This window comes from Marinobacter sp., from assembly GCF_033722195.1.
Taxonomy (GTDB): domain Bacteria; phylum Pseudomonadota; class Gammaproteobacteria; order Pseudomonadales; family Oleiphilaceae; genus Marinobacter.
On record NZ_JAWVZL010000044.1, the window covers coordinates 1 to 25,499 of the forward strand.

27 protein-coding genes are annotated in these 25,499 nt (G+C 65.7%); 20 read left to right on the forward strand and 7 right to left on the reverse strand.

Going from position 1 to position 25,499, the window contains the following annotated elements; all coding sequences use genetic code 11:
* The coding region (locus R3280_RS09705) for a LysR family transcriptional regulator (RefSeq protein ID WP_318998403.1) at nt 1–611 on the reverse strand (611 nt) is incomplete at its 3' end.
* Nucleotides 612–746: 135 nt separating this feature from the next.
* On the opposite strand from R3280_RS09705, the gene R3280_RS09710 reads away from it, so the two are divergent.
* From R3280_RS09710 to R3280_RS09730, 5 genes are read left to right on the forward strand one after another with little or no spacing between them, the layout of a single operon-like run.
* A complete protein-coding gene (locus R3280_RS09710; protein ID WP_318998404.1) occupies nt 747–1,958 on the forward strand; it encodes an acyl-CoA dehydrogenase family protein in 1,212 nt (403 codons plus the stop codon).
* Between the two features lie 25 nt (nt 1,959–1,983).
* Complete coding sequence (locus R3280_RS09715) at nt 1,984–2,808, forward strand: SDR family oxidoreductase (protein ID WP_318998405.1); 825 nt, start codon at nt 1,984–1,986, stop codon at nt 2,806–2,808.
* A gap of 24 nt (nt 2,809–2,832) precedes the next feature.
* Nucleotides 2,833–3,897, forward strand: a complete 1,065-nt coding sequence (locus R3280_RS09720; RefSeq protein ID WP_318998406.1) for a phosphotransferase family protein — start codon at nt 2,833–2,835, stop codon at nt 3,895–3,897.
* Nucleotides 3,897–4,586 carry a histidine phosphatase family protein gene (locus R3280_RS09725; RefSeq protein ID WP_318998407.1) on the forward strand — a complete coding sequence of 230 codons (690 nt, stop codon included), beginning with the start codon at nt 3,897–3,899 and terminating at the stop codon, nt 4,584–4,586. The genes R3280_RS09720 and R3280_RS09725 overlap by 1 nt, the downstream gene beginning before the upstream one ends.
* Nucleotides 4,587–4,639: 53 nt before the next feature.
* Complete coding sequence (locus R3280_RS09730; protein ID WP_318998408.1) at nt 4,640–5,410, forward strand: SDR family oxidoreductase; 771 nt, start codon at nt 4,640–4,642, stop codon at nt 5,408–5,410.
* A gap of 42 nt (nt 5,411–5,452) precedes the next feature.
* Here R3280_RS09730 and dacB read toward each other — a convergent pair whose 3' ends face one another.
* A complete protein-coding gene (gene dacB / locus R3280_RS09735; protein ID WP_318998409.1) occupies nt 5,453–6,967 on the reverse strand; it encodes a D-alanyl-D-alanine carboxypeptidase/D-alanyl-D-alanine-endopeptidase in 1,515 nt (504 codons plus the stop codon).
* Between the two features lie 394 nt (nt 6,968–7,361).
* Here dacB and R3280_RS09740 point away from each other — a divergent pair, with 394 nt between their 5' ends.
* The 3 genes from R3280_RS09740 (at nt 7,362) to R3280_RS09750 (ending at nt 9,795) form a co-directional block, all read left to right on the forward strand.
* Nucleotides 7,362–8,132, forward strand: a complete 771-nt coding sequence (locus R3280_RS09740; RefSeq protein ID WP_318998410.1) for a glutathione S-transferase N-terminal domain-containing protein — start codon at nt 7,362–7,364, stop codon at nt 8,130–8,132.
* A gap of 74 nt (nt 8,133–8,206) precedes the next feature.
* The gene (locus tag R3280_RS09745; RefSeq protein ID WP_318998411.1) at nt 8,207–9,133 is read left to right on the forward strand and encodes an aldo/keto reductase; all 927 of its coding nucleotides are present in this window, start codon (nt 8,207–8,209) and stop codon (nt 9,131–9,133) included.
* Nucleotides 9,133–9,795, forward strand: coding sequence for a DUF6064 family protein (locus R3280_RS09750; protein ID WP_318998412.1), 663 nt, complete (start codon nt 9,133–9,135; stop codon nt 9,793–9,795). Before R3280_RS09745 ends, R3280_RS09750 begins: the two co-directional genes overlap by 1 nt.
* Before the next feature lie 12 nt (nt 9,796–9,807).
* On the opposite strand, the gene dkgB is transcribed toward R3280_RS09750, so the two are convergent.
* Nucleotides 9,808–10,617 (reverse strand): 2,5-didehydrogluconate reductase DkgB, encoded by an 810-nt coding sequence (gene dkgB, locus R3280_RS09755; RefSeq protein WP_318998413.1) that lies wholly within the window; start codon nt 10,615–10,617, stop codon nt 9,808–9,810.
* Nucleotides 10,618–10,884: 267 nt separating this feature from the next.
* On the opposite strand from dkgB, the gene R3280_RS09760 reads away from it, so the two are divergent.
* The 5 genes from R3280_RS09760 to R3280_RS09780 are packed head-to-tail and all read left to right on the forward strand — an operon-like array spanning nt 10,885 to nt 16,422.
* Nucleotides 10,885–11,877, forward strand: coding sequence for a zinc-dependent alcohol dehydrogenase family protein (locus tag R3280_RS09760; protein ID WP_318998414.1), 993 nt, complete (start codon nt 10,885–10,887; stop codon nt 11,875–11,877).
* 42 nt (nt 11,878–11,919) lie between these two features.
* The gene (locus R3280_RS09765; protein ID WP_318998415.1) at nt 11,920–12,333 is read left to right on the forward strand and encodes a GFA family protein; all 414 of its coding nucleotides are present in this window, start codon (nt 11,920–11,922) and stop codon (nt 12,331–12,333) included.
* Nucleotides 12,334–12,390: 57 nt separating this feature from the next.
* Nucleotides 12,391–13,047, forward strand: coding sequence for an ABC transporter ATP-binding protein (locus tag R3280_RS09770; protein ID WP_318998416.1), 657 nt, complete (start codon nt 12,391–12,393; stop codon nt 13,045–13,047).
* 4 nt (nt 13,048–13,051) lie between these two features.
* Entirely contained in the window at nt 13,052–15,286 is a 2,235-nt protein-coding gene (locus R3280_RS09775; protein ID WP_318998417.1) for an ABC transporter permease, read from the forward strand.
* The gene (locus R3280_RS09780) at nt 15,283–16,422 is read left to right on the forward strand and encodes a lipocalin-like domain-containing protein (RefSeq protein WP_318998418.1); all 1,140 of its coding nucleotides are present in this window, start codon (nt 15,283–15,285) and stop codon (nt 16,420–16,422) included. Before R3280_RS09775 ends, R3280_RS09780 begins: the two co-directional genes overlap by 4 nt.
* A 4-nt stretch (nt 16,423–16,426) precedes the next feature.
* Here the strand turns inward: R3280_RS09780 and R3280_RS09785 are convergent, their stop codons facing one another.
* Nucleotides 16,427–17,578 (reverse strand): PQQ-dependent sugar dehydrogenase, encoded by a 1,152-nt coding sequence (locus tag R3280_RS09785; protein WP_413468762.1) that lies wholly within the window; start codon nt 17,576–17,578, stop codon nt 16,427–16,429.
* Nucleotides 17,579–17,711: 133 nt separating this feature from the next.
* Here R3280_RS09785 and R3280_RS09790 point away from each other — a divergent pair, with 133 nt between their 5' ends.
* A complete protein-coding gene (locus tag R3280_RS09790; RefSeq protein ID WP_318998419.1) occupies nt 17,712–17,927 on the forward strand; it encodes a dodecin in 216 nt (71 codons plus the stop codon).
* 36 nt (nt 17,928–17,963) lie between these two features.
* Here the strand turns inward: R3280_RS09790 and R3280_RS09795 are convergent, their stop codons facing one another.
* Complete coding sequence (locus R3280_RS09795) at nt 17,964–18,416, reverse strand: YaiI/YqxD family protein (protein ID WP_318998420.1); 453 nt, start codon at nt 18,414–18,416, stop codon at nt 17,964–17,966.
* A gap of 206 nt (nt 18,417–18,622) precedes the next feature.
* On the opposite strand from R3280_RS09795, the gene R3280_RS09800 reads away from it, so the two are divergent.
* The 3 genes from R3280_RS09800 to R3280_RS09810 all read left to right on the forward strand — a co-directional run bounded on the left by R3280_RS09800 (nt 18,623) and on the right by R3280_RS09810 (nt 20,432).
* Nucleotides 18,623–19,177 (forward strand): histidine phosphatase family protein, encoded by a 555-nt coding sequence (locus R3280_RS09800; RefSeq protein ID WP_318998421.1) that lies wholly within the window; start codon nt 18,623–18,625, stop codon nt 19,175–19,177.
* A 96-nt stretch (nt 19,178–19,273) separates the two neighbouring features.
* A complete protein-coding gene (locus tag R3280_RS09805; RefSeq protein WP_318998422.1) occupies nt 19,274–19,780 on the forward strand; it encodes a copper chaperone PCu(A)C in 507 nt (168 codons plus the stop codon).
* A complete protein-coding gene (locus tag R3280_RS09810; RefSeq protein WP_318998423.1) occupies nt 19,770–20,432 on the forward strand; it encodes a class I SAM-dependent methyltransferase in 663 nt (220 codons plus the stop codon). Before R3280_RS09805 ends, R3280_RS09810 begins: the two co-directional genes overlap by 11 nt.
* A gap of 3 nt (nt 20,433–20,435) precedes the next feature.
* Here the strand turns inward: R3280_RS09810 and R3280_RS09815 are convergent, their stop codons facing one another.
* On the reverse strand, nt 20,436–21,506 hold the full coding sequence (locus R3280_RS09815; protein ID WP_318998424.1) for a carboxysome shell carbonic anhydrase domain-containg protein: 1,071 nt from the start codon (nt 21,504–21,506) through the stop codon (nt 20,436–20,438).
* 197 nt (nt 21,507–21,703) lie between these two features.
* Here R3280_RS09815 and R3280_RS09820 point away from each other — a divergent pair, with 197 nt between their 5' ends.
* Entirely contained in the window at nt 21,704–22,816 is a 1,113-nt protein-coding gene (locus R3280_RS09820; protein ID WP_318998425.1) for an NADH:flavin oxidoreductase, read from the forward strand.
* A 25-nt stretch (nt 22,817–22,841) separates the two neighbouring features.
* Here R3280_RS09820 and R3280_RS09825 read toward each other — a convergent pair whose 3' ends face one another.
* The gene (locus tag R3280_RS09825) at nt 22,842–23,093 is read right to left on the reverse strand and encodes a YkoF family thiamine/hydroxymethylpyrimidine-binding protein (RefSeq protein WP_318998426.1); all 252 of its coding nucleotides are present in this window, start codon (nt 23,091–23,093) and stop codon (nt 22,842–22,844) included.
* Nucleotides 23,094–23,195: 102 nt separating this feature from the next.
* On the opposite strand from R3280_RS09825, the gene polX reads away from it, so the two are divergent.
* A complete protein-coding gene (polX, locus tag R3280_RS09830; RefSeq protein WP_318998427.1) occupies nt 23,196–24,908 on the forward strand; it encodes a DNA polymerase/3'-5' exonuclease PolX in 1,713 nt (570 codons plus the stop codon).
* An 87-nt stretch (nt 24,909–24,995) separates the two neighbouring features.
* The coding region (locus R3280_RS09835; RefSeq protein ID WP_318998428.1) for a patatin-like phospholipase family protein at nt 24,996–25,499 on the forward strand (504 nt) is incomplete at its 3' end.

Genomic DNA, 25,499 nt, shown 5'->3' on the forward strand with positions numbered 1-25,499 from the left:
CCCTCGCTGCGGGAGGACACCAGTACATGGCGGGCGGCCAGGTAGTCGGCCATGGTCAGGCCGCCCCGGATCAGCGGGTTGCCGTTGCGGGCGATCACCACCAGGCGGTCCTTGCGCAGCAGTTCGTGGGCGGTCTGGTCGCTGATGGGCAGCAGCACATCGACGGCAAAATCCAGCTTGCCGGCCGCCAGCTGGGTCTCCATGTCCCGCCGGGCGATGCGCTGGCTGGCAATCTCGATATCCGGGTAGGCGGCAAGCCGGGTCATCAGCCGGGGCAGGAAGGTGGATTCCAGGATATCCCGCAGGGCGAGGGAGTAGGTCTTGCGCTGGGTGGCCGGGTCAAAGGCATGGAACTGGTTGACGGCGCTCTGGATCTGGGTGAGGCCCGGCCGCATGCTCTCGGCAAAGCGCCGGGCCAGGGGTGTGGGGACCATCTGGTTGCCCTGGCGGGTGAACAGGGGGTCGTTGAAGTGCTCCCGCAGCCGCGCCAGGGAGTGGCTCACTGCCGGCTGGGTCAGGTGCAGCGCGCGGGCCGCCCGGGTCAGGCTGCCTTCCCGGAAGATGGTGTCGAACACGTGCAGCAGGTTCAGGTCGAGTCGATTCAGGGCCATGGTCGGCTCCGTCAGTGAATAAACGGACCTAATGATAAACGATAAGAATAATTCAGTCGCGTAATGCGGCATGCCCTCCTAGACTGGCCGGACTCGGTGATACCGTCTCAATACTCAACCGGTGGGGGAGCTGCCATGGACTTTACCATTTCCGCAAAAGGTCAGGACTATCTCAAGCGCGTCAAAGCCTTCATGAAGGAGGAAATCTTTCCCATCGAAGAGGCCTACCGCGAGGAGATGGCGGCGCAGGACAATCGCTGGGTGGTGCTGCCGGTGATCCGCGAGCTCAAGGCCAAGGCCCGGGAGCAGGGTCTGTGGAACATGTTCTTCCCGGACGAGAAATACGGCTGCGGCCTGCTCAACTCCGACTACGCCCTGATTGCCGAGGAAACCGGCCGCAGCTTCATCGCGCCGGAGATCTTCAACTGCAACGCGCCGGACACCGGCAACATGGAAGTGCTGATCCACTACGGTTCCGAGGAGCAGAAGGCCCAGTGGCTGCCCAAGCTGCTCAATGCCGAAATCCGCTCCGCCTTCTGCATGACCGAGCCCGGCGTGGCTTCATCGGACGCCACCAACATGCAGGCCACCGCCACGGTGGAGGGCGACGAGGTGGTACTGAACGGTCGCAAGTGGTGGAGCACCGGTATCGGTCATCCGGACTGCAAGGTGGCCATTTTCATGGGCCTGACCGATCCCTCTGCCCACAAGCATCGCCAGCATTCCATGGTGCTGGTGCCGCTGGACACCCCCGGCATCAAGATCGAGCGCATGCTGCCGGTGTTCGGCGCCTATGACGAGCCCTACGGCCATGGCGAGGTCAGCTTCACCGATGTGCGCCTGCCCAAGAGCGCCATCATTGCCGGCCCGGGCCGCGGCTTCGAGATCGCCCAGGGCCGCCTGGGGCCGGGCCGAGTGCACCACTGCATGCGGGCCATTGGCGCCGCCGAGCGCACCCTGGAACTGCTGATCAGGCGCGCCATGACCCGGGAGGCCTTCGGCCGGCCCATCGCCAAGCTGGGGGGCAACCCGGACATCATCGCCAACGCCCGCATGAGCATCGAGCAGGCCCGGCTGCTGACCCTGAAATGTGCCTGGCTGCTGGATACCAAAGGCATCATGGGCGCCCTCAGTGAGGTGTCCATGATCAAGGCGGTGATCCCGCAGATGCTGCAGACCATTGTTGACCAGGCCATCCAGATCCACGGTGGCGGCGGTGTCAGCGACGACGATTTCCCGCTCACCGAGCTCTATGCCTACGCCCGCGTACTGAGGCTGGCGGACGGCCCCGACGAGGTCCACCGTGCCATGGTGGCGCGGCTGGAAATGAGAAAGTACGCTAAGTAATTCCTTTGCCACCAGGACCAACACCATGACACAGCGAGTATTCATCACCGGCGGCGCCAGTGGCCTGGGCCGCGCCCTGGCCCTGCGCTATGCCCGCGACGGCGCCCGGGTCTGCATCGGCGACATCAATCCCGAGCAGGGCGCCACCGTGGCCCGTGAGATCACCGCCCACGGCGGCGAAGGCTACTACGTGGACTGCGACGTGCGCAGGCTCACCGACCTGGAGAAGATCCGTGACGATTTGACCGCCAAATGGGGCGGCGTCGATATCGTGGTCAACAACGCCGGCGTTGCCACCGCCGGCACCATCGAGGACAGCACCCTGACCGACTGGGAGTGGATCCTGGACATCAACGTGCTGGGGGTGGTGCGCGGCTGCAAGGCCTTCACACCGCTGTTCAAGCAGCAGGGCGCCGGCGCCTTCGTCAACGTCGCCTCCATGGCCGGCCTGATGCTGGCCCCGCTGATGAGCAGCTACAACGTCTCCAAGGCCGGTGTAATCGCGCTGTCCGAGACCCTGCACCAGGAACTGCGGGATTTCGGCATTCACACCAGCTGTGTCTGCCCGGCCTTCTTCCAGACCAACCTCACCGCCTCCATGCGCTCCGACATTGCCGGTATCCAGCAGAACGTGGGCAAGCTGATGAAGCGCTCCAACATCACCGCGGACGATGTCGCCGAAGACATTCACCGCGCGGTACGGGAAGGCGAGTTCTGGGTGCTGCCCCACGTCAAGGAACGCCGCATGTGGATCCTCAAGCGCCATGCGCCCTGGGCCTTCGACTGGCTCATGCACCAGGAGAGCAAGCGCTGGATGAAGAAAATGGGCGGCGCTGCCCGCGCGCAGTGATTGCCACAAGCAGGAGACCCGACCATGACCCAGATTGACCAGGCCGTTGACATCCGCGAAGGCGAGGAGCTGGACGCCGGCGCTGTCGACCGTTTCATGAAGCAGGCCATTCCGGACCTCAAGGGCGAGCCGGAGATTCGCCAGTACCCCGGCGGTGCCTCCAACCTGACCTACCAGGTGGATTACGGCGACCGCTCCTTCGTACTGCGGCGGCCGCCGTTCGGTAAGATTCCCAAGTCCGCCCACGACATGTTGCGGGAGGCCCGCATCATGAAGGCGCTGAAGCCGGTGTATCCCTATGTGCCAGAGATCATCGCCATCTGCGACGATCACAGCGTGCTGGGTTGCGACTTCTACGTCATGGAGCGGCTCAAGGGCATCATCCTGCGCCAGGATTTCCCCAAGGGTTTCGAGCTCAGCGAAGCGGACACCCGCAAGCTCTGTGTCAACGTCATCGACAAGCTGGTGGACCTGCACCGGGTGGACCCCAAGGCTGCCGGCCTGGACCATCTGGGTAAGGGGCCGGGCTACGTCGAGCGTCAGATCCGCGGCTGGAGCGACCGCTTCCGCAAGGCCCGCACCGAGGACGTGGGGGATTTCGAGCAGGTGATGAAGTGGCTCGACGACAAGATGCCGGAAGACGTGGCCCAGGTGGTCATCCACAACGATTTCCGCTTCGACAACGTGGTGCTCAATCCGGACAACCCCTTCCAGGTGATCGGCGTGCTGGACTGGGAGATGGCCACCATCGGTGACCCCCTGATGGACCTGGGCAACAGCCTGGCCTACTGGGTGGAGAAGGACGACGAAGTCCCCTTCCAGATGCTGCGGCGCCAGCCCACCCATCGCCCCGGCATGCTGACCCGCCGGGAGGTGGTGGACTACTACCTGGAACATTCCGGTTTCGCGGTGGAGCGCTTCGACTACTACGAAATCTACGGCCTGTTCCGGCTGGCGGTGATCATCCAGCAGATCTACTACCGCTACTACCATGGCCAGACCAAGGACAAGCGCTTCGCCAGCTTCGGCTACGCCAGCCAGTACCTGGAGAAACGCTGCCAGCGCCTGATCGAGGCCAGCGACCTGTAATGGCAACGTTGTATCTGATCCGTCACGGCCAGGCCAGTTTTGGCAAGGAGAACTACGACCAGCTCTCCGACAAGGGCTGGCAGCAGGGCCGGGTACTGGGCCGCTGGCTGTCCGGCAAGGTGGCGCCGGGCGCGGTGTTCGGCGGCAACCTCAAGCGTCACCGGGAGACCGTGGAGGCCATGGCCAGCGGCTATGCCGGCAGCCTGCCGGACATGCAGGCAGTGGCCGGCTTCGACGAGTTCGATCACAACGCGGTGATCCAGAGCTATCGCCCGCAGTGGGCCGACCGTGCCGTGATGGCGCGGGACCTGGCGGCGTTTCCCAAGCCCTCCCGGGCCTTTCAGGAGGCCTTCGTCAATGCCGTCAAACGCTGGGCCAGCGGGGAGTACGACCACGACTACGAGGAAACCTGGAGCGGCTTCAAGCGCCGGGTGCTCGCGGCCCTGGACGAGCTGATCGAGTATGCCGACGGCACCGATGTGCTGGTAGCCACCTCCGGTGGACCCATCTCGGTGATGGTGCAGAGCCTGCTGGACCTGGACGACCGCCGCGCCCTCGGGCTCAACGAGGTGATCGCCAACACCAGCGTCACCCGGGTGCTCTATTCCGGCTCCCGCCGCAGCCTGGCAGTCTTCAACAACTACAGTCACCTGGAAGCGGAGGATCCCGCCCTGGTGACCTTCCGATAACCCATGGCCCGAGCGCGGTACGCCAGCGCCACGGGCCGGTCCTGGAGTGAATCATGAGCAAGAAAGACCTGTTTGACCTGTCCGGCAAAGTGGCCCTGATCACCGGCGCCAGCCGCGGCATCGGTGAGAGCGTGGCCCGTACCCTGGCGGACTATGGCGCCCACGTGATCGTCAGCAGCCGCAAGATCGACGGCTGCGAGGCGGTGGCCCAGAGCATCCGTGACGCCGGCGGCAGCGCCGAGGCCTATGCCTGCCACATCGGCGAGATGGACCAGATCGAGGCGGTCTGGGCCCACATCGAGAAAACCCACGGCCGGCTGGATATCCTGGTGAACAATGCCGCCACCAACCCCCACTTCGGCCCCATCGAGGACACCGACCTGGGTGCCTTCCAGAAGACCGTGGATGTGAATATCCGGGGCTACTTCTTCATGTGCGCCCGTGGCGCAAAGCTGATGAAGAAGCAGGGCGGTGGCGCCATCGTCAACGTGGCGTCGGTGAACGGCGTGGCCCCGGGCCACTTCCAGGGCATCTATTCGGTCACCAAGGCCGCGGTGATTTCCATGACCAAGGCCTTCGCCAAGGAACTGGGCCAGCAGAAGATCCGGGTCAACGCGCTGCTGCCGGGCCTGACCGACACCAAGTTCGCCAGTGCCCTGACCACCAACGAGAGCATCAAGAAGCAGGCCCTCACCCATATTCCCATGTACCGCATGGCGGACCCGGACGAGATGGCCGGTACCGTGCTCTACCTGGTCTCCGGGGCCTCCAGCTACACCACCGGCACCTGCATCAACGTGGACGGCGGTTACCTGACAGTCTGAGGACCAGCGAACCAAAAAAGGCGCCTTTCGGCGCCTTTTCTGTTACTGGACCCGGACTCCCGTGACCGGTGCCCGGGACAGGGCGGTACCCACCGGCGGCTCGTAATAAAGCGAATAGAGCACCTTGTCCAGCAGGGCCTGGCCGTTCCAGGCCGGGCTGTGGTTGACCATGCCCACGATCGCCCAGCTGGTGTGGGACTTGTCGCGGGTGAAGCCGGCAATGGAGCGCACATCCTGCAGGTAACCGGTCTTGATGCGGCCCTCGCCCTCCAGGGCGGTATTGCGCAACCGGCGGCCCATGGTGCCGTCCATCGCGATCAGTGGCAGCGAGGCCATCAGGTCAGCGGCAAAGGGGCTGCTCCAGGCATGCTGGAGAATGCGGCCAGTCTGGCGCGCGGTCAGGCGCTCGTAGCGGGACAGGCCGGCACCGTTGTCGATGACCATGCCGGCGGTGTCGATGCCCTTGGCGGCGAGCCACTCGTAGATCACCCGGATACCGGCGACCCGGTCGTCTTCCTCATCCGGCTGACGGTGCGCAGCCCCCAGGCTCAGCAGCAGCTGGCGGGCCATGACGTTGCTGCTCCACTTGTTGATATCCCGCACCGTGGTGACCAGGTCGGGTGAGGTGCTTACCATCATCAGCCGGGCGTTGTCGGGTGTTGCCTCGTACCGGTCGGTGCCCGCCAGGGTGCCCCCCAGTTCCTGCCACAGGGAGCGGATCAGGCCAGCGGTGTACTGGCGGTGGGGCAGCAGCGACAGGTAGGTGGAGGTGCGGCAGCCCCGTGGCAGTTCACCGGTGACCCGCACCGTGACCCGGCCATCGGCGTGGCTGATGGGCTGCCACTGGAACTGGCGGCGGGCCGGGCAGTTGCTTTCTGCGGTGGCCACCACCCGGTTGTCGATCACCACCTGGCCCAGGTCCGGTGTGCTCCAGGCCTGGGTGCCACGCTCGTCGGCCCGGACCTGGAAATGCAGCAGGTTGAGGTTGGCGAGGTAGGCGGACGGCTCCACCAGGAAAGGCGCATGGGGATTGTCGCCATTGTCGTCGAATACCGGCAGACCGGCGGGCAGACGGAACACCTCGCCATCCAGTACCAGGTCGCCGGTGATGGTGTCGATGCCCATACCCCGGAGTTCCCGCAAGGTTGCCCACAGCCGTTCGATAGTGAGCTTGGGGTCACCGCCGAACTGCACGTACAGGTCGCCGTCCAGGACGTTGCCCTCGAGCTCTCCGGTGGCATAGAAGCGGGTGTCCCAGCTGTGGGTGGGGCCGAGGATCTCCAGCGCCGCGTAGGTGGTCACCAGTTTCATGATGGAGCCTGGATTCATGGGCTGGTCGGCGTTGACGAACTGTTCCAGGCCGGGGCCGTTGAGGGGGATGGCCGCCACGCTCAAGGCCGTCGGGTCGCTCAGGGACTTGCCCGCCAGGGCCTCGACCTGGCCGCTCCAGGTGCGGGGCTCGGCGGCCAGCGGCAGGGCAACCAGGGCGGCCAGGCCGCAGGCAAGCGTAAGCCGGGAGAACAGCGACGGCAGCAGGGGAGCACGGCGGTGCGGCATACAGGACAAGTCCGGGTTTGGGTGGAGAGTCGGGTTCAGATTTATTAACGATAGCTCATTATTCCGCCATCTACTATGTGGAAAAGCTCTACATGACGTTTAAAAGTGCCAGTAGGGTCACTGTTTTCAGGGGATTTTTGTGACAGCGTGTAAGGACGGTTGAGTCCGGGTGCCGGCGCCGGTTGCACCTGCGCAGCGTCCCGGGTGGCGCTCCGGCCATGCCATTGATGCCAGCCTCCTGTATTCTGGCGTTTTTTTCGCAATCGGCGGTCGGTCGCCCCGGTTCGATCAGAAACATTGATCAGCGCCTGACGACACAGTGCAGAAACATTAAAGCCGGAACCCCAAAACCCGGAAACCCAAAAGCCGGAAATCCAAAAGAAGGTATCGACGGATGAGCAACGCCCTACGCCACAACCTTGCCGTACTGGCTTCGGTCGCCACTTCCTCACTGACAGCCTGGCGCGGCTGTCTGGTGGTCAAGCCCGCCCGTCAGCCGGAAAAGCCGCTGGTGCTCTACGACATCGAGGCCTGCCCCCACTGCCGTCGGGTGCGGGAGGCGCTGACGGCGCTGCACCTGGATGCGGACATCCGCCCCTGCCCCCGCGGCGGGCGGCGGTATCGTGCCGAGGCCGAAGCCATTGGCGGTCGTCAGCAGTTTCCGCTGCTGGTGGATGAGAACACCGGCAAGACCCTGTACGAGTCCCGGGACATCTGCGCCTACCTGTTCCAGCAGTACGGTGGCCGGCCGGTGCCGGGCTATTACCGCAGCCGGGTCTACCAGCCCGCGCTGGGGTCGCTGGCGTCCGCGGTCAGCGGCCTGCGGGGCGTGAGGGCAAAAGCGGCGCTGGCGCCGGAAAAGCCGCTGGCGCTGTGGAGCTTTGAGGGCAGCCCCTACTCCCGGCTGGTGCGTGAACGTCTCTGTGAGCTGGAGCTGCCCTACCGTTTGCACAATCTGGGCAAGGAGCAGTGGACCGAAATCGGCCCGGCCGCCCAGCGTATCAAGCCCGGTCCTTACCGGCCCCTGCCGGGGGGCAAGCGCGACGCCTTTTTCCAGGCCCACAACCGGGTCCAGGTACCCTACCTGGAAGATCCCAATACCGGCGAGAGTCTGTTCGAGTCGGCCCGGATCCTGCGCTACCTGGATCGCCAGTACGCGGTCTGACCTGACGCCCGGGACCGGTTCTGGTAACGTCGGGTGAGCGGTATTCCCAAGGTTACAGACTCCGGGAGGCATCCATGGCGTTCTCCATCAGCCGTCGGCGACTGCTGGCGGCCATGGCCGCGGCGGGCCTGATCACTCGCTTCCCGCCCCTGCTGGCCCAGAGCGGGGGCGGCGACCCCATCACCAAAGCCATACCGGCGACCGGCGAATCGGTACCGGTGATCGGCATGGGCACCTGGCGAACCTTCAACGTCGGGGAGGATCCGGCCCTGCTGGACCAGCGCACCCGTGTGCTGGAGGCATTTTTCCGGCAGGGAGGCTCGGTGATCGACTCCTCCCCCATGTACGGCACCGCGGAGGCGGTGCTGGGGCGCCTGCTCCCCCGTCTCGACGCCTACCCGCAGACCTTCGCCGCCACCAAGGTCTGGACCCGAGGCCAGCAGGCCGGCCGGGAGCAGATGGCCGAGTCCCGTCGGCTCTGGGGGGTGGAGCGATTCGACCTGATGCAGATCCACAACCTGGTGGACTGGCAGACCCACCTGGACACACTCAAACAGATGAAGGCCGACGGCGAGATCCGCTATCTCGGCATCACCACCTCCCATGGCCGGCGTCTGGGCGAGTTCGAGGACATCATGGCCAGTGAGCCACTGGATTTTGTCCAGCTCACCTACAATATTGTCGACCGCTGGGCGGAGGAGCGGCTGCTGCCACTGGCCCGTGAGCGGGGCATTGCGGTCATCGCCAACCGGCCCTTCCAGGGCGGCCGCCTGTTCTCCCGGTTCCAGTCCGAGCCGCTGCCGGAGTGGGCAGGGGAGGCCGGCTGCAGCAACTGGGCCGAGTTCTTCCTCAAGTTCATCGTGTCCCACCCGGCGCTGACCTGCGCCATCCCCGCCACCACCAGCGTCGAGCACATGAACGAGAACATGGGCGCCCAGTTCGGCCGGCTGCCGGATCCGCAGCAGCGGGCGCGCATGGTGCGTTACGTGGAGGCGCTCTGATGACGTGGGACTACGCGCTCTCGGACCTGGTGATGTTCACTCCGGAGGTCTACCTGCGGCTATTCGTAAGGTTCAACGAGGCGGTCTGGCCGCTGCAGCTGGTGGCCCTGGTGGCGGGGCTGGCGATTCCGCTGCTGCTGACCCGGGCCACGGTGCTGGCCCGCAAGCTGGCAGTGGCGCTGCTGGCATTGGCGTGGATCTTCACCGGGCTGGGCTTTACGGCCGAATACTATGCCCCCATCAACTGGCCAGTGACCTATTTCGGCTATGCCTTCGTGGCCCAGGCCATGGTGACGGCGGCGGTGGCAGGTGCCTGGCGGCCGCCGGCACGGCTGGCCCCAGCGCAGGGGCGCGGCCGGTTGCTGCTGGTGCTGTGGGCGCTGGTGCTGCTGGTGCTGCCCTGGCTGACCCCGGCCACGGCGGGAGAGGCCAGCGCCATTGCCCTGTTCGGGCTGACCCCGGATGTCACGGCCACCGGTAGCCTGCTGCTGGCGCCGCTGCTGACCCGGGCCTGGCGCTGGCTGCTGGTGCTGCTGCCACTGCTGTGGTGCCTGTTCAGCCTGCTCACCCTCTACACGCTGGGGCTTGCCCTGGCCATGCTGGTACCCCTGGCGGGAATCCTCCTGGCCCTGGTTGTGCTGCCGCTGCCGGACCCGGAGTAGCGCCGCAGCCGGTCAGTCCCAGTCCGGGGCGAAGTCGGTATCGGCGATGCGCTCGTTGCGATCCAGGCTGAAGATCTCGTCCATTTCCCTGTCGCTGAGGTGGATGTCGAGCGCCTCCAGGTTGGCTTTCTGGTGTTCCGGCCGGGTGGAGGACGGAATCGGTACCACCCCGCGGGCGGCAATCCAGGCGATGGCGATCTGGGCGGCGGTGGCGTTGTGCTCGCGGCCGATGCGCTGCAGGGTCTCGTTCTCCATGACCCGGCCCACTGCCAGCGGCATGTAGCCGGTCACCGGAATGCCCAGCTTGCCGGCGTGATCCACCACCTTGCGGTTGGCCAGGAAGGGATGCACCTCCACCTGGTTGGTGAAGATGGGAGTGTCCCCCAGGATGTCCCGGGCCTGGTCCATCTGGGCACAGGTGAAATTGGAAATGCCGATGTGGTCGGTGAGGCCTTCCCGCTGGGCATCCCGCAGCGCCCCCAGGTACTCTTTCATGGGCACCTCGTCATCCGGGGAGGGCCAATGGATCAGGGCCAGGTCGACGTGGTCGGTTTTCAGTCGCTCGCAGCTCTCCCGCAGGCTGTTGATCAGGTCGCTGGCCCGCAGTTTGTCGAACCACACCTTGGTAGTGATGAATACATTGCGCCGGGGTATGCCGCTGGAGGTTACGCCATCGCCCACCGCCGCTTCGTTTTCGTACATCTGGGCCGTATCGATGTGGCGATAGCCCAGGGACAGCGCCGTCTTGACCGCTTCCCGGGCGGTGTCACCCTTGAGACGGAAGGTTCCCATACCGATGGCTGGCATCTTCTCGAATGACATCTGTGTCCTCCTTCGCTGGCGGTCTGTAGTTGCTGAAGCTGCTGCAGTTGCTGGCGTTGGCTGATGGATGAACCTATACGGTGGTGTCACCGGCCCGGTTCTTCAAGCGGCCGGCCCGATGCGTTATCGGGACTGGCCGCGTTCACCAGCAGGCTGGCTGATTTGACCCTGTCGCCGGGGCCGCCCAGCTTCTATGCTGTTGGGCTGACTGCCATTGCCAGCGCCGGTCGCAGCGATACCAGAACCGGCCTCAACCAGGAGATGATCATGTTGAAAGCCCAGTACGACAAGCGTGGCCCGGTGCCAGAGGAGCATATCCAGGCAGTGGCCATGGAGCCGCCGGAGCTGGAGGCGGGCCAGGCCCGGGTCGAGGTGATCGCCGCTCCGATCAATCCCTCCGATGTGCTGACCCTGACCGGCGAGTACGGCATGCTGCCGTCATTGCCCGCCGTGGGCGGAAACGAGGGCGTCGGCCGGGTGGTGGAGCTGGGGCCTGACACCCAGGGCCCGGACCTGGGCCAGACCGTGCTGCTGCCAGTGGGCATCGGCACCTGGGCCAGCCACGTCATCGCCGACGCCCGCAAGCTGATCCCCCTCCCCAACGAAGCCGATCCCAAGCAGCTGGCGATGATGACCATCAACCCGCCCACCGCGCTGCTGATGTTGTCGGAGTTTGTCGACCTCCAGGCCGGCGACTGGGTGATCCAGAACGCCGCCAATTCCGGCGTCGGCGGCTACCTGATCCAGCTGGCGGCCATCAAGGGTTTCCGCACCATCAACGTGGTGCGCCGGGAGTCCGCGGTGGAGACCGTGCGCCAGCAGGGCGGTGACCTGGTGCTGGTGGACGGTCCGGACCTGCACAAGCGGATTCGGGAAGCGGTGGGCGACGGCAAGGTCAAACTGGCCATCGACGCTGTCGGCGGTGCCTCCACCGACCACATCGCCGACTGCCTGAGCGAGGGCGGCACCCTGGTGAACTACGGTATGATGAGTGGCGAGCCCTGCCAGGTTTCCCCCCGCAACATCGTGTTCCGCGGCGTCACTGTGAAGGGCTTCTGGCTGGCCAAGTGGTTCGAGCGCGCCAGCCAGGAAGACCAGGTGAAGGTGTTCGGCCAGCTCACCAAGCTCATTGCCACAGGCAAGCTTCAGGCCCGCATCGCGGCGGAGTATGATGTGGCCGAGATCAAGCAGGCGGTGGCGGCCGCAGCGGCCGGGGAGCGCGATGGCAAGGTGCTGATCGTGCCCCGGCACGAGGACTGAGCCCCAAGCGCCACCGTCCGTTCACCTGACGGGAGAGAGATCATGCTGACAGGCCAGTGCCTGTGCGGTGGCGTCCGCTTTACCTACCAGGGCCCGCTCGGGCCCATTGCCCTGTGTCACTGCAGCCAGTGCCGCCGGGTCCATGGCAGTGCCTTTTCCGCCAGCGCCCCCATCCAGCGGGTGCACTGGCAGCTCGAATCCGGCGCCGGGCTGGTGCGGGAGTACGAGTCCCGGCCCGGCAAATACCGGGCCTTCTGCAGCAACTGCGGCAGCGCCCTCTACAGCCGGGTGGATGCCATTCCCGGTATCCTGCGCCTGCGCCTTGGCGTCATCAACGAACCCATCGGCAAGCAGCCCGCCAGCCACGTCTATGTGGCATCGGCGGCGGACTGGTTCGAAATCACCGACCAGATCCCCCAATATGACAAACTCGAGCGCACCAACGACCCGCACTGATCCAGGCGGCTGGTGCTCCGGTTGCCTTGTTTTTATTCCCAGCCCAGGAGACCCGGTTTGACCGACCCGTTGGTAAGCGTTGAGAGCCTGACCAAACAGTTCCGCTCCGGTGGTGAGACCGTCACGGTGTTCCGGGGCCTGGACCTGACCCTGGCGGATGCTGAATCCCTGGCCCTGATGGGTCCTTCCGGCTCCGGCAAGAGCACCCTGCTGAATCTGCTCAGCGGCCTGGACACCTGGTCCGAGGGCCGCATCCGCCTGTTCGGCGAGGCGCTCACCAGCGCCGATGAGGCGCGCTGGACGGAACTGCGCCGCCGCCACATCGCCACCGTGTTCCAGGAGGCCAACCTGATGCCGGCCATGACGCTTGCCGAGAACCTGCGTCTGCGGGCCGGCCTTGCGGGCCGGCAGCGGCCGGACACCGATGCCTGGCTGGAGGACCTGGGCCTGGGTGGCCTGGGCAACCGCTTTCCCGACCAGGTCTCCGGTGGCCAGCGTCAGCGCGCTGCCCTGGCCATGGCGTTTGCCATGGCGCCGCGGCTGATCCTGGCGGACGAACCCACCGGCAGCCTGGACCGGCGCACCGCCGCCCGGGTGGCCGATACCCTGTTCCGGTTCCAGCGGCGCTACCGCTGCCCGCTGATCCTGGCCACCCACGACCCGGAACTGGCGGAGCGCTGCGACCGCAGCTTCACTCTGGGCCAGCGGGACTAGGGCCATGACACTGTTGCCCGCCCTGCTCAGCCATTACCGTCGCCACCCGCTCCAGCTGGTCGCGCTGGTGACCATTCTGGCCATGGCCACGGGGCTGTGGACCGGTGTCTGGGAGCTCACCCGCCAGGCTCGGGACAGCATGCAGCAGGCGGAGCAGACCATGGCCGGGCAGCAGCAGGTGGTGCGTACCGACGACCAGCCGGTTTCGGTGTCTGACTTCGTCCAGCTGCGGCGCCAGGGCGTCTGTGTGGCGCCCTGGCTGGAGGTGTCCAGGCCCCCACCCGAAGGCCGTGTGGTGGGAATTGATGCCCTGGCAATGGGGTGTTTCAAGAAGTCCCAGGCAGAGGGCGACGGCGAACGCCTCCAGGGCCAGCCTTTCATGGACATTGCCGAGGCCGTCGCTATCGCGGATCAGGGGCATGACAGCCGGCTGCGGCTGCTGATCGCCGATCATCACGCGGGCGAGGCGCTGCCAGCGACCTACCACATCGGCGACCTGCCTGGCGGCCTTGCCACCGGCGAGCTGGCGGACAGCTTCCTGCTCAACCTGGATGCCCTGTGCGTGCTGGTGCTGCTGATTGCCGCCCTGCTGGTGCGCAGTGTTTATAACCTGGGCCTGGCTCAGCGCCGGGCCGGGCTCTCGCTGCTGCACCGCTTCGGGGTCAGGCAGGGCCGGCTGCGGGCCTGGCTGGTGGCGGAGCTGGTGGCGCTGGCGCTGCTGGCGGCGGCGCCCGGTATTCTGCTGGGCAAACTGCTGGCGCGCTGGCTGGGCCAGGGTTTCGGTCAGGCCATGACCAGTCTGTTTGACGTCCGGCTGTACGCCGACGACCGCGACTGGATGTCCTATCTGCTGGTTCTCACTGTGATTCTGCTGGTGGCGCTCTGGTGTGCCCTGGATGTCTGGCGGCGGCCGGTGAGGGGACCCGCGCCGGCGAGGATCTGGCCCGGGCTGGCATTGATGGCGCTGGGCGTGGGCCTGGCGGTCTGGGGCCAGCAGCTGTGGCTGGTGTTTGTGGCCATTGCGCTGGTACTGGCCGGTACCGGTTGGCTGACTCCGCTGCTGCTGTCCGGTCTGGTGAGGCTGCTGGCCGACCGGGCGCGGGACCCGCTTGCCCTGTGGTCGCGGCGGGAGCTGGGCGTGATGATCCGGCGTCTGACCCTGCCGGCGGTGGCGCTGCAGTTTGCCGCCGCCATGGTGATCGCGGTGCATGCCCTGGTGACCACCTTCGAGGCCAGCTTCCTGGACTGGCTCGACCAGCGTCTGCAGGGCGACTACTACATCGAGTTGCCGGCGGGTGCCTCCATGGCTGCGGCCGAGCGGATCCTGGACCGGTCCGACGCGGTAAGCGCCTGGCATCCGGTGCGGCGGGGCCGGGCCCAGCTGGGCAGCGAGTCGGTGGACCTGCTGGTGCTGCCTCCGGACGCGGCGCTGCTGGCGCCCTGGTCGTTTCTGGCGGCGGTGGAGCAGCCCTGGCAGGCGCTGGCCGGGGAGGGTGTGATGGTCAACGAACAGCTGGCCCTCAGGCGGGGGCTGGCGCCGGGAGATACGCTGGCGCTGACGGTCGCGGGCGAGAGCCAGAGCCGGACGGTGGTGGCGGTCTACGCTGATTATGGCCGGCCCACCGGTGAGATCCTGCTGCCCCCGGCGGCGGTTGCTTCCGGCTGGCAGCCGGCGTACGTCAGCCTCACCCTGGAGGTGTCCACAGCCGACCTGGGACAGATCCGGTCGCAGCTGGCCTCGGCCTGGGGGGTGGACGAGCTGTCGGTACGGGACAACGCCCAGGTGCGAAGCATCGCCACCGGCGTCTTCCGTCAGACCTTTGTGCTGACCCAGGCCATCAGCGTCCTCACCCTGGTGCTGGCGGGCCTGTGCCTGCTGCTGATGGGCTGGGTTTTCTTCGCCGCCCGGCAGTGGTATTACCAGCTGATCCGGGTCTGGGGCCTGCCGCGGCGGCGGCTGTACCGGTTGCTCTGCGGCCAGGGCGTGGCCCTGACCCTCCTGGTGGCCACAGCGGCGCTGCTACCGGGCATCTTCCTGACCTGGGCCCTGGTGGCGCGAATCAATCCGCTGGCCTTCGGCTGGTCGCTGCCGATGGCCGTCTACCCGCTGTTCTGGCTGCAGCTGCTGGCTCTTTGCGGGCTGATCGGCCTGGTGATTGCCGGCCTGGTGATACGCCAGTCCCGGAGCCGGGCGCCGGCGCCGATGACCGCCAGCCTGGTGGCGGGGGCCGAGCGATGATGGCCGACCTCCCGCAGATGACCCGCTCACGGCGGGCAACACTGACGGCGCTGCTGCTGAGCCTGATGCTGGCTGCCTGCGAGCCGTCCTCCTCCGGCGCGCCGGAGGGCTTCGCCGGTCTCGGTGAATCCCTGTCAACGGCGGAGCAGGGCGACTATCGGCAGCCGGGCCCCGGTGACCGTATCCAGCTGCCGGAGGACCTGGGACCACACCCTGCCCACCGCATCGAATGGTGGTATCTGACCGCCAATCTGACCACGTCCGCCGGCGAGCCCCTGGGCCTGCAGTGGACCCAGTTCCGCCAGGCCCTGGAGCCACGGTCACCGCAGGCGCCGCCGCCACCGGCCTCGGACTGGCCATTACAGGCGGTCTGGATGGCCCACGCCGCGGTCTCCCTGGACGGCGAGCACCGTTTCGCCGAGCGCCTGGCGCGGGCGGACATCGGTCATGCAGGCGCCCGGGCGACCCCCTTCGCGGTCTGGCTCGACCACTGGCAGCTACGCCAGACCGAGGCCGGCCACTGGCGTCTGCAGGTGAGCACCGGGGACTGGTCCTTCGACCTGACCCTGACGCCCGGCCGTGAGCCGGTGCGCCACGGCGATAACGGCTTCAGTGCAAAATCCGCCAGCGGCGAGGGCTCGATGTACTTCAGCTATGTGGACCTGGCCATCGAGGGGGAAGTGGTGCTCGCGGGCCAGCGCCACCAGGTCTCCGGCACGGGATGGTTCGATCGGGAATGGAGCAGCCAGTTTCTCAAGGCCGGCCAGCAGGGCTGGGACTGGTTCGCGCTGCACCTGGACAGTGGCGACAAACTGATGGCCTTCCGGCTGCGGGAGTCGGGCGCCGACGCCGGCGGCTTCCGGGCCGGTACCTGGATACCGGCCGGCGGCGAGCCGGTCAGCCTGCGGCAGGAAGACCTCCGGATCAGCGCTATCAGCCGCCGGGAGATCTCCCGCGGTGCGGTGCCCAGCCAATGGCAGCTGCGCCTTCCTGACCAGGGCGTCGAGCTGACCGTGACAGCCCGTCCCGGGGACTACTGGAATACCGGTCTGTTTCCCTACTGGGAGAGTCCGGTCACGGTCAGAGGCTCCCACACCGGTGTGGGCTACATGGAGCTCACCGGCTACGGCGACTGAGCCCTCAGGGCGGCGTCAGCCTAAGCACCCGGCCGTTGGTTTCGTCGGTGAGCACCCAGAGGGCGTCGTCCGGGCCCTGATAGACCGCGCGGATCCGGTCATTCAGATCCGTCAGCAGGTCCTCTTCCTCCACCACCTCCAGCTTGTCGTTGATCCGCAGGCGTACCAGCTTCTGGAACTTGAGGGCCCCCACGAACAGGTCGCCCTGCCACTGCGGGAAGGCCTCGCCAAAATAGAAGTCCATGCCGGAGGGGGCGATGGACGGGTCCCAGTAGTGCAGCGGCTGGGCCATGCCGGGTTTGTGGGTCTGGTCGGTAATGGGCAGGCCGCTGTAGCCGATGCCGTAGGTGATCTCGGGCCAGCCGTAATTGGTGCCACGGGTCAGGATGTTGATTTCGTCACCACCGCGGGGGCCGTGTTCGTGGCTCCAGATGGCGCCGGTTCGGGGGTGGCGTACCATGCCCTGGATATTGCGGTTGCCGTAGGTGAAGAAGGTGTCGTTGACGTCAGGCTCATTGAGCCAGGGGTTGCCCGGTGCAGGCTTGCCGTCCAGGGAGATGCGGTGCACGCCGCCGGCGTCGTCATCGGTGGCCTGGGCCCGGTCCATCTCGCCCCGGTCTCCCACCGCGATGTACAGGCTGCCGTCCTCGTCAAAGGCCATCCGGCCGGCAAAGTGCCGGCTGGTGTTGGAGCGGGGCAGGGCCTCGAAGATCACCTCCACGTCCTCCAGCCGGCCGTCGCGGTAGCGGGCCTTGGCCACGCGGGTGGTCATGCCGTCCATATTGCTGTGGGAGTAACTCAGCAGCAGGATGCGGTTGTCGGCGAAATCCGGGTGCAGGAGGATGTCCAGCAGGCCGCCCTGGCCGGCCACCACCAGCTCCGGCACACCGGCGACCGGTTCGGCCACCAGGGTGCCCTGCTGGATACGGCGCAGGCGTCCGGCCCGCTCGGTGACCAGCTGATCACCGTCCGGCAGGAAGACCATGCTCCAGGGGTGTTCGAGCCCATCCACCACGGTTTCCACCCGGTAATCGTGATATCGGGACTGGAACGTTTCCGCCGCCACCAGACTGGTCGGCAAGGCGCATAGGAGGGCAACGAGCCCCATGGCTGGCAGGCGCCAGCGCCGGGTGCTGGAAAAGGCAGTCGGACGCATCGGTGATCTCCCTGTCGTTCACTGGTCAATTCAGATACGGGCAGGGGCAGGCTCCGGTTCGGCCCGGATTTGAAGTCACCGCCCCCCTGTGTGCCATACTGCCATAACCAGCAATGCAAAGAAGGAGATCTAGATGTCCGATCATCATGTCTATAAGAAGGTCGAACTGGTGGGATCGTCGCGAAACAGCATTGATGATGCGATCCAGAATGCGCTTGCCCAGGGTGCCAAGAGCATCAAGAACATGGAGTGGTTCGAGGTGACCGAAACCCGCGGCCACATCGAGAACGGCAAGGTGGGACATTTCCAGGTGGCCCTGAAAGTCGGCTTCCGGATCGAGAACAGTTAAACCATTTTCACCGCCCCGGGCCCGGTGCCCGGGGCATCACTTGCGGGCGTAGCGCTGCAGCCAGCGGTCGAGCTGGTCGGCAAAGGCCTTGCGATCGGCCTGGGAGAAGCTGGCCGGGCCGCCGGTGACCTGACCGGCGCTACGCAACTCCTCCATGAAATTCCTCATGGCCAGTCGTTGCCGGATGTTTTCCCGGCTAAACGCCTGGCCACGCGGATTGAAGACGTCCGCACCCTTCTCGATGGCTTCCGCCGCCAGCGGAATATCCTGTGTGATCACCAGGTCGCCCTGACTCAGTTGCGCCACGATCTCATCGTCGGCCACATCGAAGCCCTGAGGTACCTGACGGGTTTTGAGATAGGGCGAGGGCGGCACCCGAACGGCCTGATTGGCCACAAAGGTGGTGGTGACCTGCCAGCGCTGGGCGGCGCGGAACAGAATCTCCCGCACGACCACCGGGCAGGCATCGGCGTCAACCCAGATGGGCATGGTGGGTCTCCCTGGCTCGGGTTTGAAAAATGGGTCCGCCAAGAATAGCGGTTTCAGGCGCCTTTTTTGACCGGTTTTTCGCTTCCCCACGTAAATTTTCGGGTGCTATCGTGCCAGACAGTGACTGTGGAGGCGTTGCCATGAAAGGGGCTGCGATGAAAGGAATGACCGCCAGAGGGATTGCTGCAAAACCGGCTCGGAACCTAATGTCCGGCCTACTCCTGCTGCTGCTCCTGTTGCCGGCGCTGCCCGGCCAGGCCGACGAGGCGGCGGCCATGAAGGCTCTGGCCGAGGGCGAGGCGGTGCTGATGCTGCGCCATGCCCTGGCGCCGGGGTTCGGCGACCCGGACAATTTCACCCTCGGTGACTGCTCGACCCAGCGCAACCTCAACGACGCCGGTCGCGCCCAGGCCAAAGCCTGGGGTCCCTACCTGGAGGCCAATGGCATCGACCGGGCCCGGGTGTTCACCAGCCAGTGGTGCCGCTGCCGTGACACCGCAACCGCCATGGACATCGGCGAAGTCACCGACATGCCATCACTGAACTCCTTCTTCCAGGGTCGCGGCGACCGCGACCGCCAGACCGACGCGACCGTCGCGAATGTCAACGCGCTGCCGCCGGGTCCGCCCATTGTGCTAGTCTCCCATCAGGTCAACATCAGTGCCCTGACCGGCACTTACGCCGCGTCCAATGAGGGCGTGATCCTGGCGTTGCCGCTGACCCGCCCGGCCCGGGTGCTGGCCCGGGTCAGCCCGCAATAGCGCCGCAGGCCGGACCGAGACAGTCGAAGCACTTGCCAGGCAAGGGTGGTTGCGGCAAGACTAGGGCAACACATTCAGCCAAGGACGAGATCAACGATGACGCTCCGTTTGCCGGGTTTTCTGGTACTTTCCTGCCTGCTTGCAACGCCAGTGGCGGCCCACGAATACAGTGCCGGTCCGCTCACCATCGACCACCCCTGGAGCCGGCCCACGCCGCCGGCGGTGAGCATGGCAGCCGGCTACATGACCATCACCAACAACGGCGACAATGCCGTCACTCTGGTAGGGGCGTCATCGCCACGGGCGCAGAACGTATCGATCCACGAAAACCGCATCCACATGGAAATGCTCCGTATGGAACCCATGCCGGAAGGCCTGGTGATCGAGGCGGGCAAGACGGTTGAGCTCAAGCCCCGGGGCTACCACCTGATGCTGGAGATGATCGACCAGCCGCTGGAGGAGGGCCAGCGGGTACCGCTGACCCTGCGCTTCGAGGGCGCGCCGGAGGTCCAGGTGGAGCTGGCGGTCCAGCCCCTGGGCGGTGAGGTGATGGGCCACGACCATAATGGCGCCGGTAACGAAAGTGGGGGTCATGACCACTGACACGGCGCCGTCGCTGACTCGCTGTACCGTCTGCCGGGGTCATGCCCTGGCTGACTTTGCCAGAGTCCAGGGCAAGACCTACCTGCGTTGCGGCGACTGCCAGGCCACCCTGATGGACCGGCCGCACTGGCCGGACCCCGATCAGGAAAAAGCGGTCTACGACCTGCACGAGAACGACGCCGACGATCCGGGCTACCAGCGGTTCCTGGCCAAACTGGCGCAACCGCTGCTGGCCCGGCTGCGGCCTGGCCTGAGGGGGCTGGATTTTGGCTGTGGCCCGGGCCCCGCCCTGGCATCGATGCTGGCAGACGCCGGCATGGAGATGACGCTCTACGATCCCATCTACCGTCGTGACGAGGAGGCCCTGCGCCACCGCTACGACTTCATCACCTGTACCGAGGTGGCAGAGCACCTGCGGGATCCCGCCGGCACTTTTGCAGGCCTGGACGAACTGCTGCGCCCGGGCGGCTGGCTGGCGGTGATGACCTGTTTCCAGACCGACGACCGCCGCTTTGCCAACTGGCATTACCGGCGCGACCCCACCCACATCGTGTTCTATCGCGAGGCGACGCTGGCCTGGCTGGCCTCCAGGCTGGGCTGCCAGTTGGAGATTCCGGTCAAGGACGTGGCCCTGTTCCAGAAGCCGGCCTGAGGCCTACGGCTGCATTTCAAGCCGGCGCTCGGGCCAGTGCAGTACGGCACTGCGGGTGACCATCCTCGCCGCCAGCTCCGGGAACGCCTGGCGGATGACTTCGGCGCCAAACTCACTGAGGAAGCGGGACTTGAGTCCGGCGCGGGCTTTCTGGGTACCGGGCTCCTGGTAGGGCGCCGACGCCAGCAGCAGAAAACCGTCGTCCGGTATGCGGCCATGCTTCATGTTGCCCTGGATGATGCCTGCGGCCTGGCGGATCGGGTGGGAGAGGTCCGGGCTGAAGGGTCCGATGATCAGCGCCACGTTGGGTAGGTGGAGGAAGTCGAAGCCCCGGCCCAGGCAGATCACCCACTCCCGGTGTTCAATGGCAAGCGCGCGGGGGACCTGACGGACTTCCCCGATATGGCGCAGGTTGCCCTCAATCAGGGGTAACAGGTCCCGCTGGATCTGCCAGGGCATGTCCGGATAGAGCGCTGCCAGTCGCCCCGCCAATGTGTCTGCCTGTTCCGCAGTCAGCTCCGAGACCGCCAGTGTCTGCTGGCTACGGGCTCCCTGGCCGTGAAGCACCAGGGCATCCTCGTCGGTTTCGAAACCGCACACCAGGGGGAAGACAGTCTGGTGGCCGGCGCCGAACAGGGTTTCCATCTGGTCGCGGATGCCGCAGGCGTGCTCGAAAGCCGCGTCCCGGTTGCAGTCGAAGCCGGCGCAGCCGCGGCTGCGATGACCCCGGGAATAGTGATAGGTGATGATCACCAGTACCCGACGGCCCTCCCTGACGGCGGCGGTCACGGTATCCGTCAGCATGTCCCCCAGGTAGGGCCAGCCCAGGTCGAAAATGCCACCGAGGTTGCGAAACGGTTGAATGACGCCCAGTGGCGTCTGGGTGACGTAGGGCAGGTGAATGCGCCCGTCCATGCACTTCATGCCGATGATCAGGGAGTCGTGCTCGGCCAGGTAGCGCTGTCTGGCCAACTGCTCTTCCGGGCTGCAGAAATGTTCGGAATGGCTGCGGCTGAGGGCCATCAGCCAGTCAATGCGCTCAGCGATGGGGGCGTGGTGAATGTCGGACGTCATGAAGCCAGCCTCGGACAGGGGCAAACCGTTCCGCCAAGATTAGCAGCACCCATCGGCCGCCACCCTGCGCCAAAGGTCGCGGGGCCGTTGTTCAGTCCGGTTGAACGAGTCTGGCAGTTTTTTCCGGTTTCTTCCCGAAGCAGAAGCGGTGAGACTCTTCCTTTGGTTTTGCGGACACTGTTTCAGGAGGTACTGCAGTGACAAACGTTCTTGAATCGACCGAGTTTACATCCGTCAATCTGGCTAACCGTTTTGTGCTGGCGCCCATGACCCGGACCAGTGCCGAGGCCGATGGCACCCCCACCCACCTCATGGCCCAGCAGTACGAGCGCTACGCCAGAGGCGGCTTCGGGCTGCTCATTACCGAGGGTACCTACACCGACAACCAGGCCAGCCAGGGCTATGCCAACCAGCCCGGACTGATCAATTTCGAACAGGCCAACGGCTGGCGGGCCATTGTCGAGCGGGTGCACGCCGCCGGCAGCCGGATCTTCGTCCAGCTCATGCACGCCGGCGCCCAGTTCCAGGCCAACCGATTCACCAGCCAGCCCCTGGCACCCAGTGCAGTGGTACCCAAGGGTGCGCCCCTTGGGCTCTATGGCGACCAGAAGGAATGGCTGACCCCCAAGGCCATGACCGAGGCGGATATCCGGCACGCCATCGAGGGCTTCCGGCAGTCGGCGCGGCTGGCACGGGAGGCCGGTTTTGACGGCATCGAGCTGCACGGGGCCAACGGCTATCTGCTCAACCAGTTCCTCAGCACCCATTTCAACCAGCGTGATGACCAGTACGGTGGCACGCTCGCCAACCGGCTGCGGCTGGTAGAGGAGGTCGTGAGGGCCGTGCGGGAAGAAGTGGGCCCGGACTATCCGGTGGGCATCCGGCTGTCCCAGGGCACGGTCACAGATCCGGACTACCAGCTGCCGGAAGGCCAGGCCGGCTTCGAGCAGATCGTGGTGGCGGTTCGGGATGCCGGCGCCGACTTCGTCCACACCACCGACGCCGAGGTCAACCGCCAGGCCCTGATCGGCGGCAACGATTCCCTCGCCCAGGTGGTGCAGCGGGTGCCGGGTATCGGCCTGATCGTCAACGGTGGCATCACCGAGCAGAGCTACCAGGAGATCGCCAACCAGTACCAGGGCGCGTTACTGGCGGTGGGCAAGAAAGCCCTGGCCAATCCTGATTTTGTGCAGCGCCTCAAGGACGGCAAGGCCCTGGACGAGCTGGATTTCGCCATGCTCCAGCCCAAGGCCACCCTCGCCAACGAGCAGGCCTGGCGTGCCCGGAATGACACCACCGCAGCCGTTTAAACCCGCCTGACGCCGGCGCCTCCGGTCACGACCGGGGCCGCCGGTCCCCTTCCATGATATTGGCGGTAAACACCGCCTTGCCGTAGGTTTCGAACGACCAGCGCAGGGTCTCCGACAGCACCTTCATGACCTCATCGAAGTCCCCGAAGATCTGGGTACTCATACGGTTGGGGTACACCTCCAGGCCACTCTGCTCCAGGCGGGCTATCAACGCCTTGATGGGCGGCTTGAAGTCGTCGGCCAAAGGGTAATAGGACAGTTGCACGGACAGAAACATGGTCACCTCCAGGTTCGGTGTTGAGGTCGGATCTGAGTGTTAGACTGACAGAAAGCACATTTCCCGGACAACCGCCCTGGTGGGGAAACAGGAGGCCCGTCGATGCATAACGCCGAGATCGCCCGCAAGTTCCACGAGCTGGCTGACCTGCTGGAAATCCAGGATGCCAACGAGTTTCGTGTGCGTGCCTACCGCAACGCCGCCAACATCATCGAGGGCTCCTCCCGGCCTATCGAGGATCGTCTGGAGGAGGGCGAGGACCTCAGCAGGATCAAGGGCATCGGCGACGACCTGGCGGGCAAGATCGAGGAACTGGTGCGCACCGGCAGCCTGCCCCAGCTCAAGGAGCTGCAGGAAGAGGTGCCTGCCCGGCTTAGTGAGCTGATGCGCCTGGACCAGCTGGGGCCCAAACGCACCCGCAAGCTGTATGACGAACTCGGCATCGGTACTCTGGAAGAACTCAAGAAGGCCGCCAAGGACGGCAAGATCCGCGAAGTATCAGGGTTTGGCGCCAAGACCGAGAAGAAGATCCTCGACGAGGTGGACAAGGTCAGTGACCGGGACCGGCGCACCCGGCTGGGGGAGGCGGAGCAGGTGGCCGGCCCGCTGGTGGATTACCTTGACGAGCTGGACGAGGTCAGCCAGATCGAAGTGGCTGGCAGCTACCGCCGGCGCAAGGAAACCGTGGGCGACCTGGACATACTGGTGGCCTGCGAGGACAGCAAGCCGGTGATGGACCGCTTCACCAGCCACCCGGAGGTGGCCAAGGTGGCGTCCCGCGGCAAGACCCGGGCCACGGTCTACCTCAAGTCCGGCCTGCAGGTGGACCTGCGGGTGGTCAAGGACGTCAGCTTCGGCGCTGCGCTGCACTATTTCACCGGTTCCAAGGCCCACAACGTGGCCATTCGCAAGATGGCCAGCGAGCGCAAGCTCAAGGTCAACGAGTACGGTGTGTACAGGGGCCGCAAACGAGTCGCCGGCAAGACCGAGGAAGAGGTATTCGAGCAGGTGGACCTGCCCTGGATTCCGCCGGAGCTGCGGGAGAACAAGGGCGAGATCGAGGCCGCGCAGAAGGATCGCCTGCCGGATCTCGTACTGGAAAAGGATATTCGCGGCGACCTGCACATGCACACCAGCGCCACCGACGGCCGCCACGGCATCAAGGAAATGGCAGAGGAGGCCAAGCGCCTGGGCTACGATTACATCGCCATCACCGACCACTCCAAACGCCTGACCATGGCCCAGGGCCTGGATGCCAAACGCCTGCGCCAGCAGATGAGCGCCATCGAGAGACTCAACGACGAACTGGACGGCATCACCGTGCTCAAGGGCATCGAGGTGGACATCCTGGAGGACGGCAATCTTGACCTGCCGGACGATGTGTTGGACGAGCTGGACCTGACGGTCTGCTCCATCCACTCCAAGTTCGACCTGTCCAGGAAGAAGCAGACCGAGCGGGTGCTCCGCGCCATGGACAACCCTCGTTTCAATATCCTGGGTCATCCGACGGGTCGGCTGATCAACGAGCGTGAGGCCTATCAGATCGACCTGGAGGCCATCATCGAGGCGGCCGCCGATCGTGGTTGCTGCCTGGAGATCAATGCCCAGCCCAGCCGCCTGGATCTGGCGGGCCGCTACGCCGGCATGCTGCGGGAGGCGGGCGTATTGGGGGTGGTGTCCACCGACGCCCACGCCACCGATCACCTGGGCTTCATGCACCTGGGGGTGGCTCAGGCCCGTCGGGGCTGGATGGAGAAAAAACACCTGCTCAATACCCGTACCCTGAAGCAGTTGCGCAAGGCGCTGAATCGCTGATACCGGAATCCGTTCTGAAACCATGATCCGCAACCCGCCGTTGGCAGTGGGCCTGGTCGACGGCGGCAAGACAGAAGGTAGGAGCCTATGATCGAAACAGGGGTGGTACTGACCGGCGGTGGGGCCCGGGCGGCCTACCAGGTGGGTGTGCTGAGGGCGATTTCCGACCTCTACCCGGACTGGGAGCACCCGTTCCGGGTCATCGTCGGCACTTCCGCCGGCGCCATCAACGCTCTTGCCCTGGCCGGAGGCGGTGGTATTTTCCGCCACAACGTATCCCGGCTCGAGCGCATCTGGTCCGACCTCAGGGTGGACCAGATCTACCGCAGTCAGACCTACGATATCCTGCGCAACATGACCAGTGTGGCCCGCCGCCTGATGGCCGGCCCCGACCAGGCCATGCCCATGGCGTTGCTTAACAACAGCCCGCTGCGCCGCCTGCTGGCTTCGGAAGTGGATTTTGCCGCGGTCAGCCAGGCCATCCGGGAGAACCGGCTGTCGGCGGTGGGGGTGAACGCGTGTGGCTACTCCACCGGTCAGAATGTCTGTTTTTTTGATGGCCGCGAGGGCCTGGCCAGCTGGAACCAGGGC

Coding starts and splice junctions, on each gene's coding strand:
- R3280_RS09710 (WP_318998404.1), top strand. CDS start 747: ATGGACTTTACCATTTCCGCAAAAGGTCAGGACTATCTCAAGCGCGTC.
- R3280_RS09715 (WP_318998405.1), top strand. CDS start 1,984: ATGACACAGCGAGTATTCATCACCGGCGGCGCCAGTGGCCTGGGCCGC.
- R3280_RS09720 (WP_318998406.1), top strand. CDS start 2,833: ATGACCCAGATTGACCAGGCCGTTGACATCCGCGAAGGCGAGGAGCTG.
- R3280_RS09725 (WP_318998407.1), top strand. CDS start 3,897: ATGGCAACGTTGTATCTGATCCGTCACGGCCAGGCCAGTTTTGGCAAG.
- R3280_RS09730 (WP_318998408.1), top strand. CDS start 4,640: ATGAGCAAGAAAGACCTGTTTGACCTGTCCGGCAAAGTGGCCCTGATC.
- dacB (WP_318998409.1), bottom strand. CDS start 6,967: ATGCCGCACCGCCGTGCTCCCCTGCTGCCGTCGCTGTTCTCCCGGCTT.
- R3280_RS09740 (WP_318998410.1), top strand. CDS start 7,362: ATGAGCAACGCCCTACGCCACAACCTTGCCGTACTGGCTTCGGTCGCC.
- R3280_RS09745 (WP_318998411.1), top strand. CDS start 8,207: ATGGCGTTCTCCATCAGCCGTCGGCGACTGCTGGCGGCCATGGCCGCG.
- R3280_RS09750 (WP_318998412.1), top strand. CDS start 9,133: ATGACGTGGGACTACGCGCTCTCGGACCTGGTGATGTTCACTCCGGAG.
- dkgB (WP_318998413.1), bottom strand. CDS start 10,617: ATGTCATTCGAGAAGATGCCAGCCATCGGTATGGGAACCTTCCGTCTC.
- R3280_RS09760 (WP_318998414.1), top strand. CDS start 10,885: ATGTTGAAAGCCCAGTACGACAAGCGTGGCCCGGTGCCAGAGGAGCAT.
- R3280_RS09765 (WP_318998415.1), top strand. CDS start 11,920: ATGCTGACAGGCCAGTGCCTGTGCGGTGGCGTCCGCTTTACCTACCAG.
- R3280_RS09775 (WP_318998417.1), top strand. CDS start 13,052: ATGACACTGTTGCCCGCCCTGCTCAGCCATTACCGTCGCCACCCGCTC.
- R3280_RS09780 (WP_318998418.1), top strand. CDS start 15,283: ATGATGGCCGACCTCCCGCAGATGACCCGCTCACGGCGGGCAACACTG.
- R3280_RS09785 (WP_413468762.1), bottom strand. CDS start 17,578: ATGCGTCCGACTGCCTTTTCCAGCACCCGGCGCTGGCGCCTGCCAGCC.
- R3280_RS09790 (WP_318998419.1), top strand. CDS start 17,712: ATGTCCGATCATCATGTCTATAAGAAGGTCGAACTGGTGGGATCGTCG.
- R3280_RS09795 (WP_318998420.1), bottom strand. CDS start 18,416: ATGCCCATCTGGGTTGACGCCGATGCCTGCCCGGTGGTCGTGCGGGAG.
- R3280_RS09800 (WP_318998421.1), top strand. CDS start 18,623: ATGTCCGGCCTACTCCTGCTGCTGCTCCTGTTGCCGGCGCTGCCCGGC.
- R3280_RS09805 (WP_318998422.1), top strand. CDS start 19,274: ATGACGCTCCGTTTGCCGGGTTTTCTGGTACTTTCCTGCCTGCTTGCA.
- R3280_RS09810 (WP_318998423.1), top strand. CDS start 19,770: ATGACCACTGACACGGCGCCGTCGCTGACTCGCTGTACCGTCTGCCGG.
- R3280_RS09815 (WP_318998424.1), bottom strand. CDS start 21,506: ATGACGTCCGACATTCACCACGCCCCCATCGCTGAGCGCATTGACTGG.
- R3280_RS09825 (WP_318998426.1), bottom strand. CDS start 23,093: ATGTTTCTGTCCGTGCAACTGTCCTATTACCCTTTGGCCGACGACTTC.
- polX (WP_318998427.1), top strand. CDS start 23,196: ATGCATAACGCCGAGATCGCCCGCAAGTTCCACGAGCTGGCTGACCTG.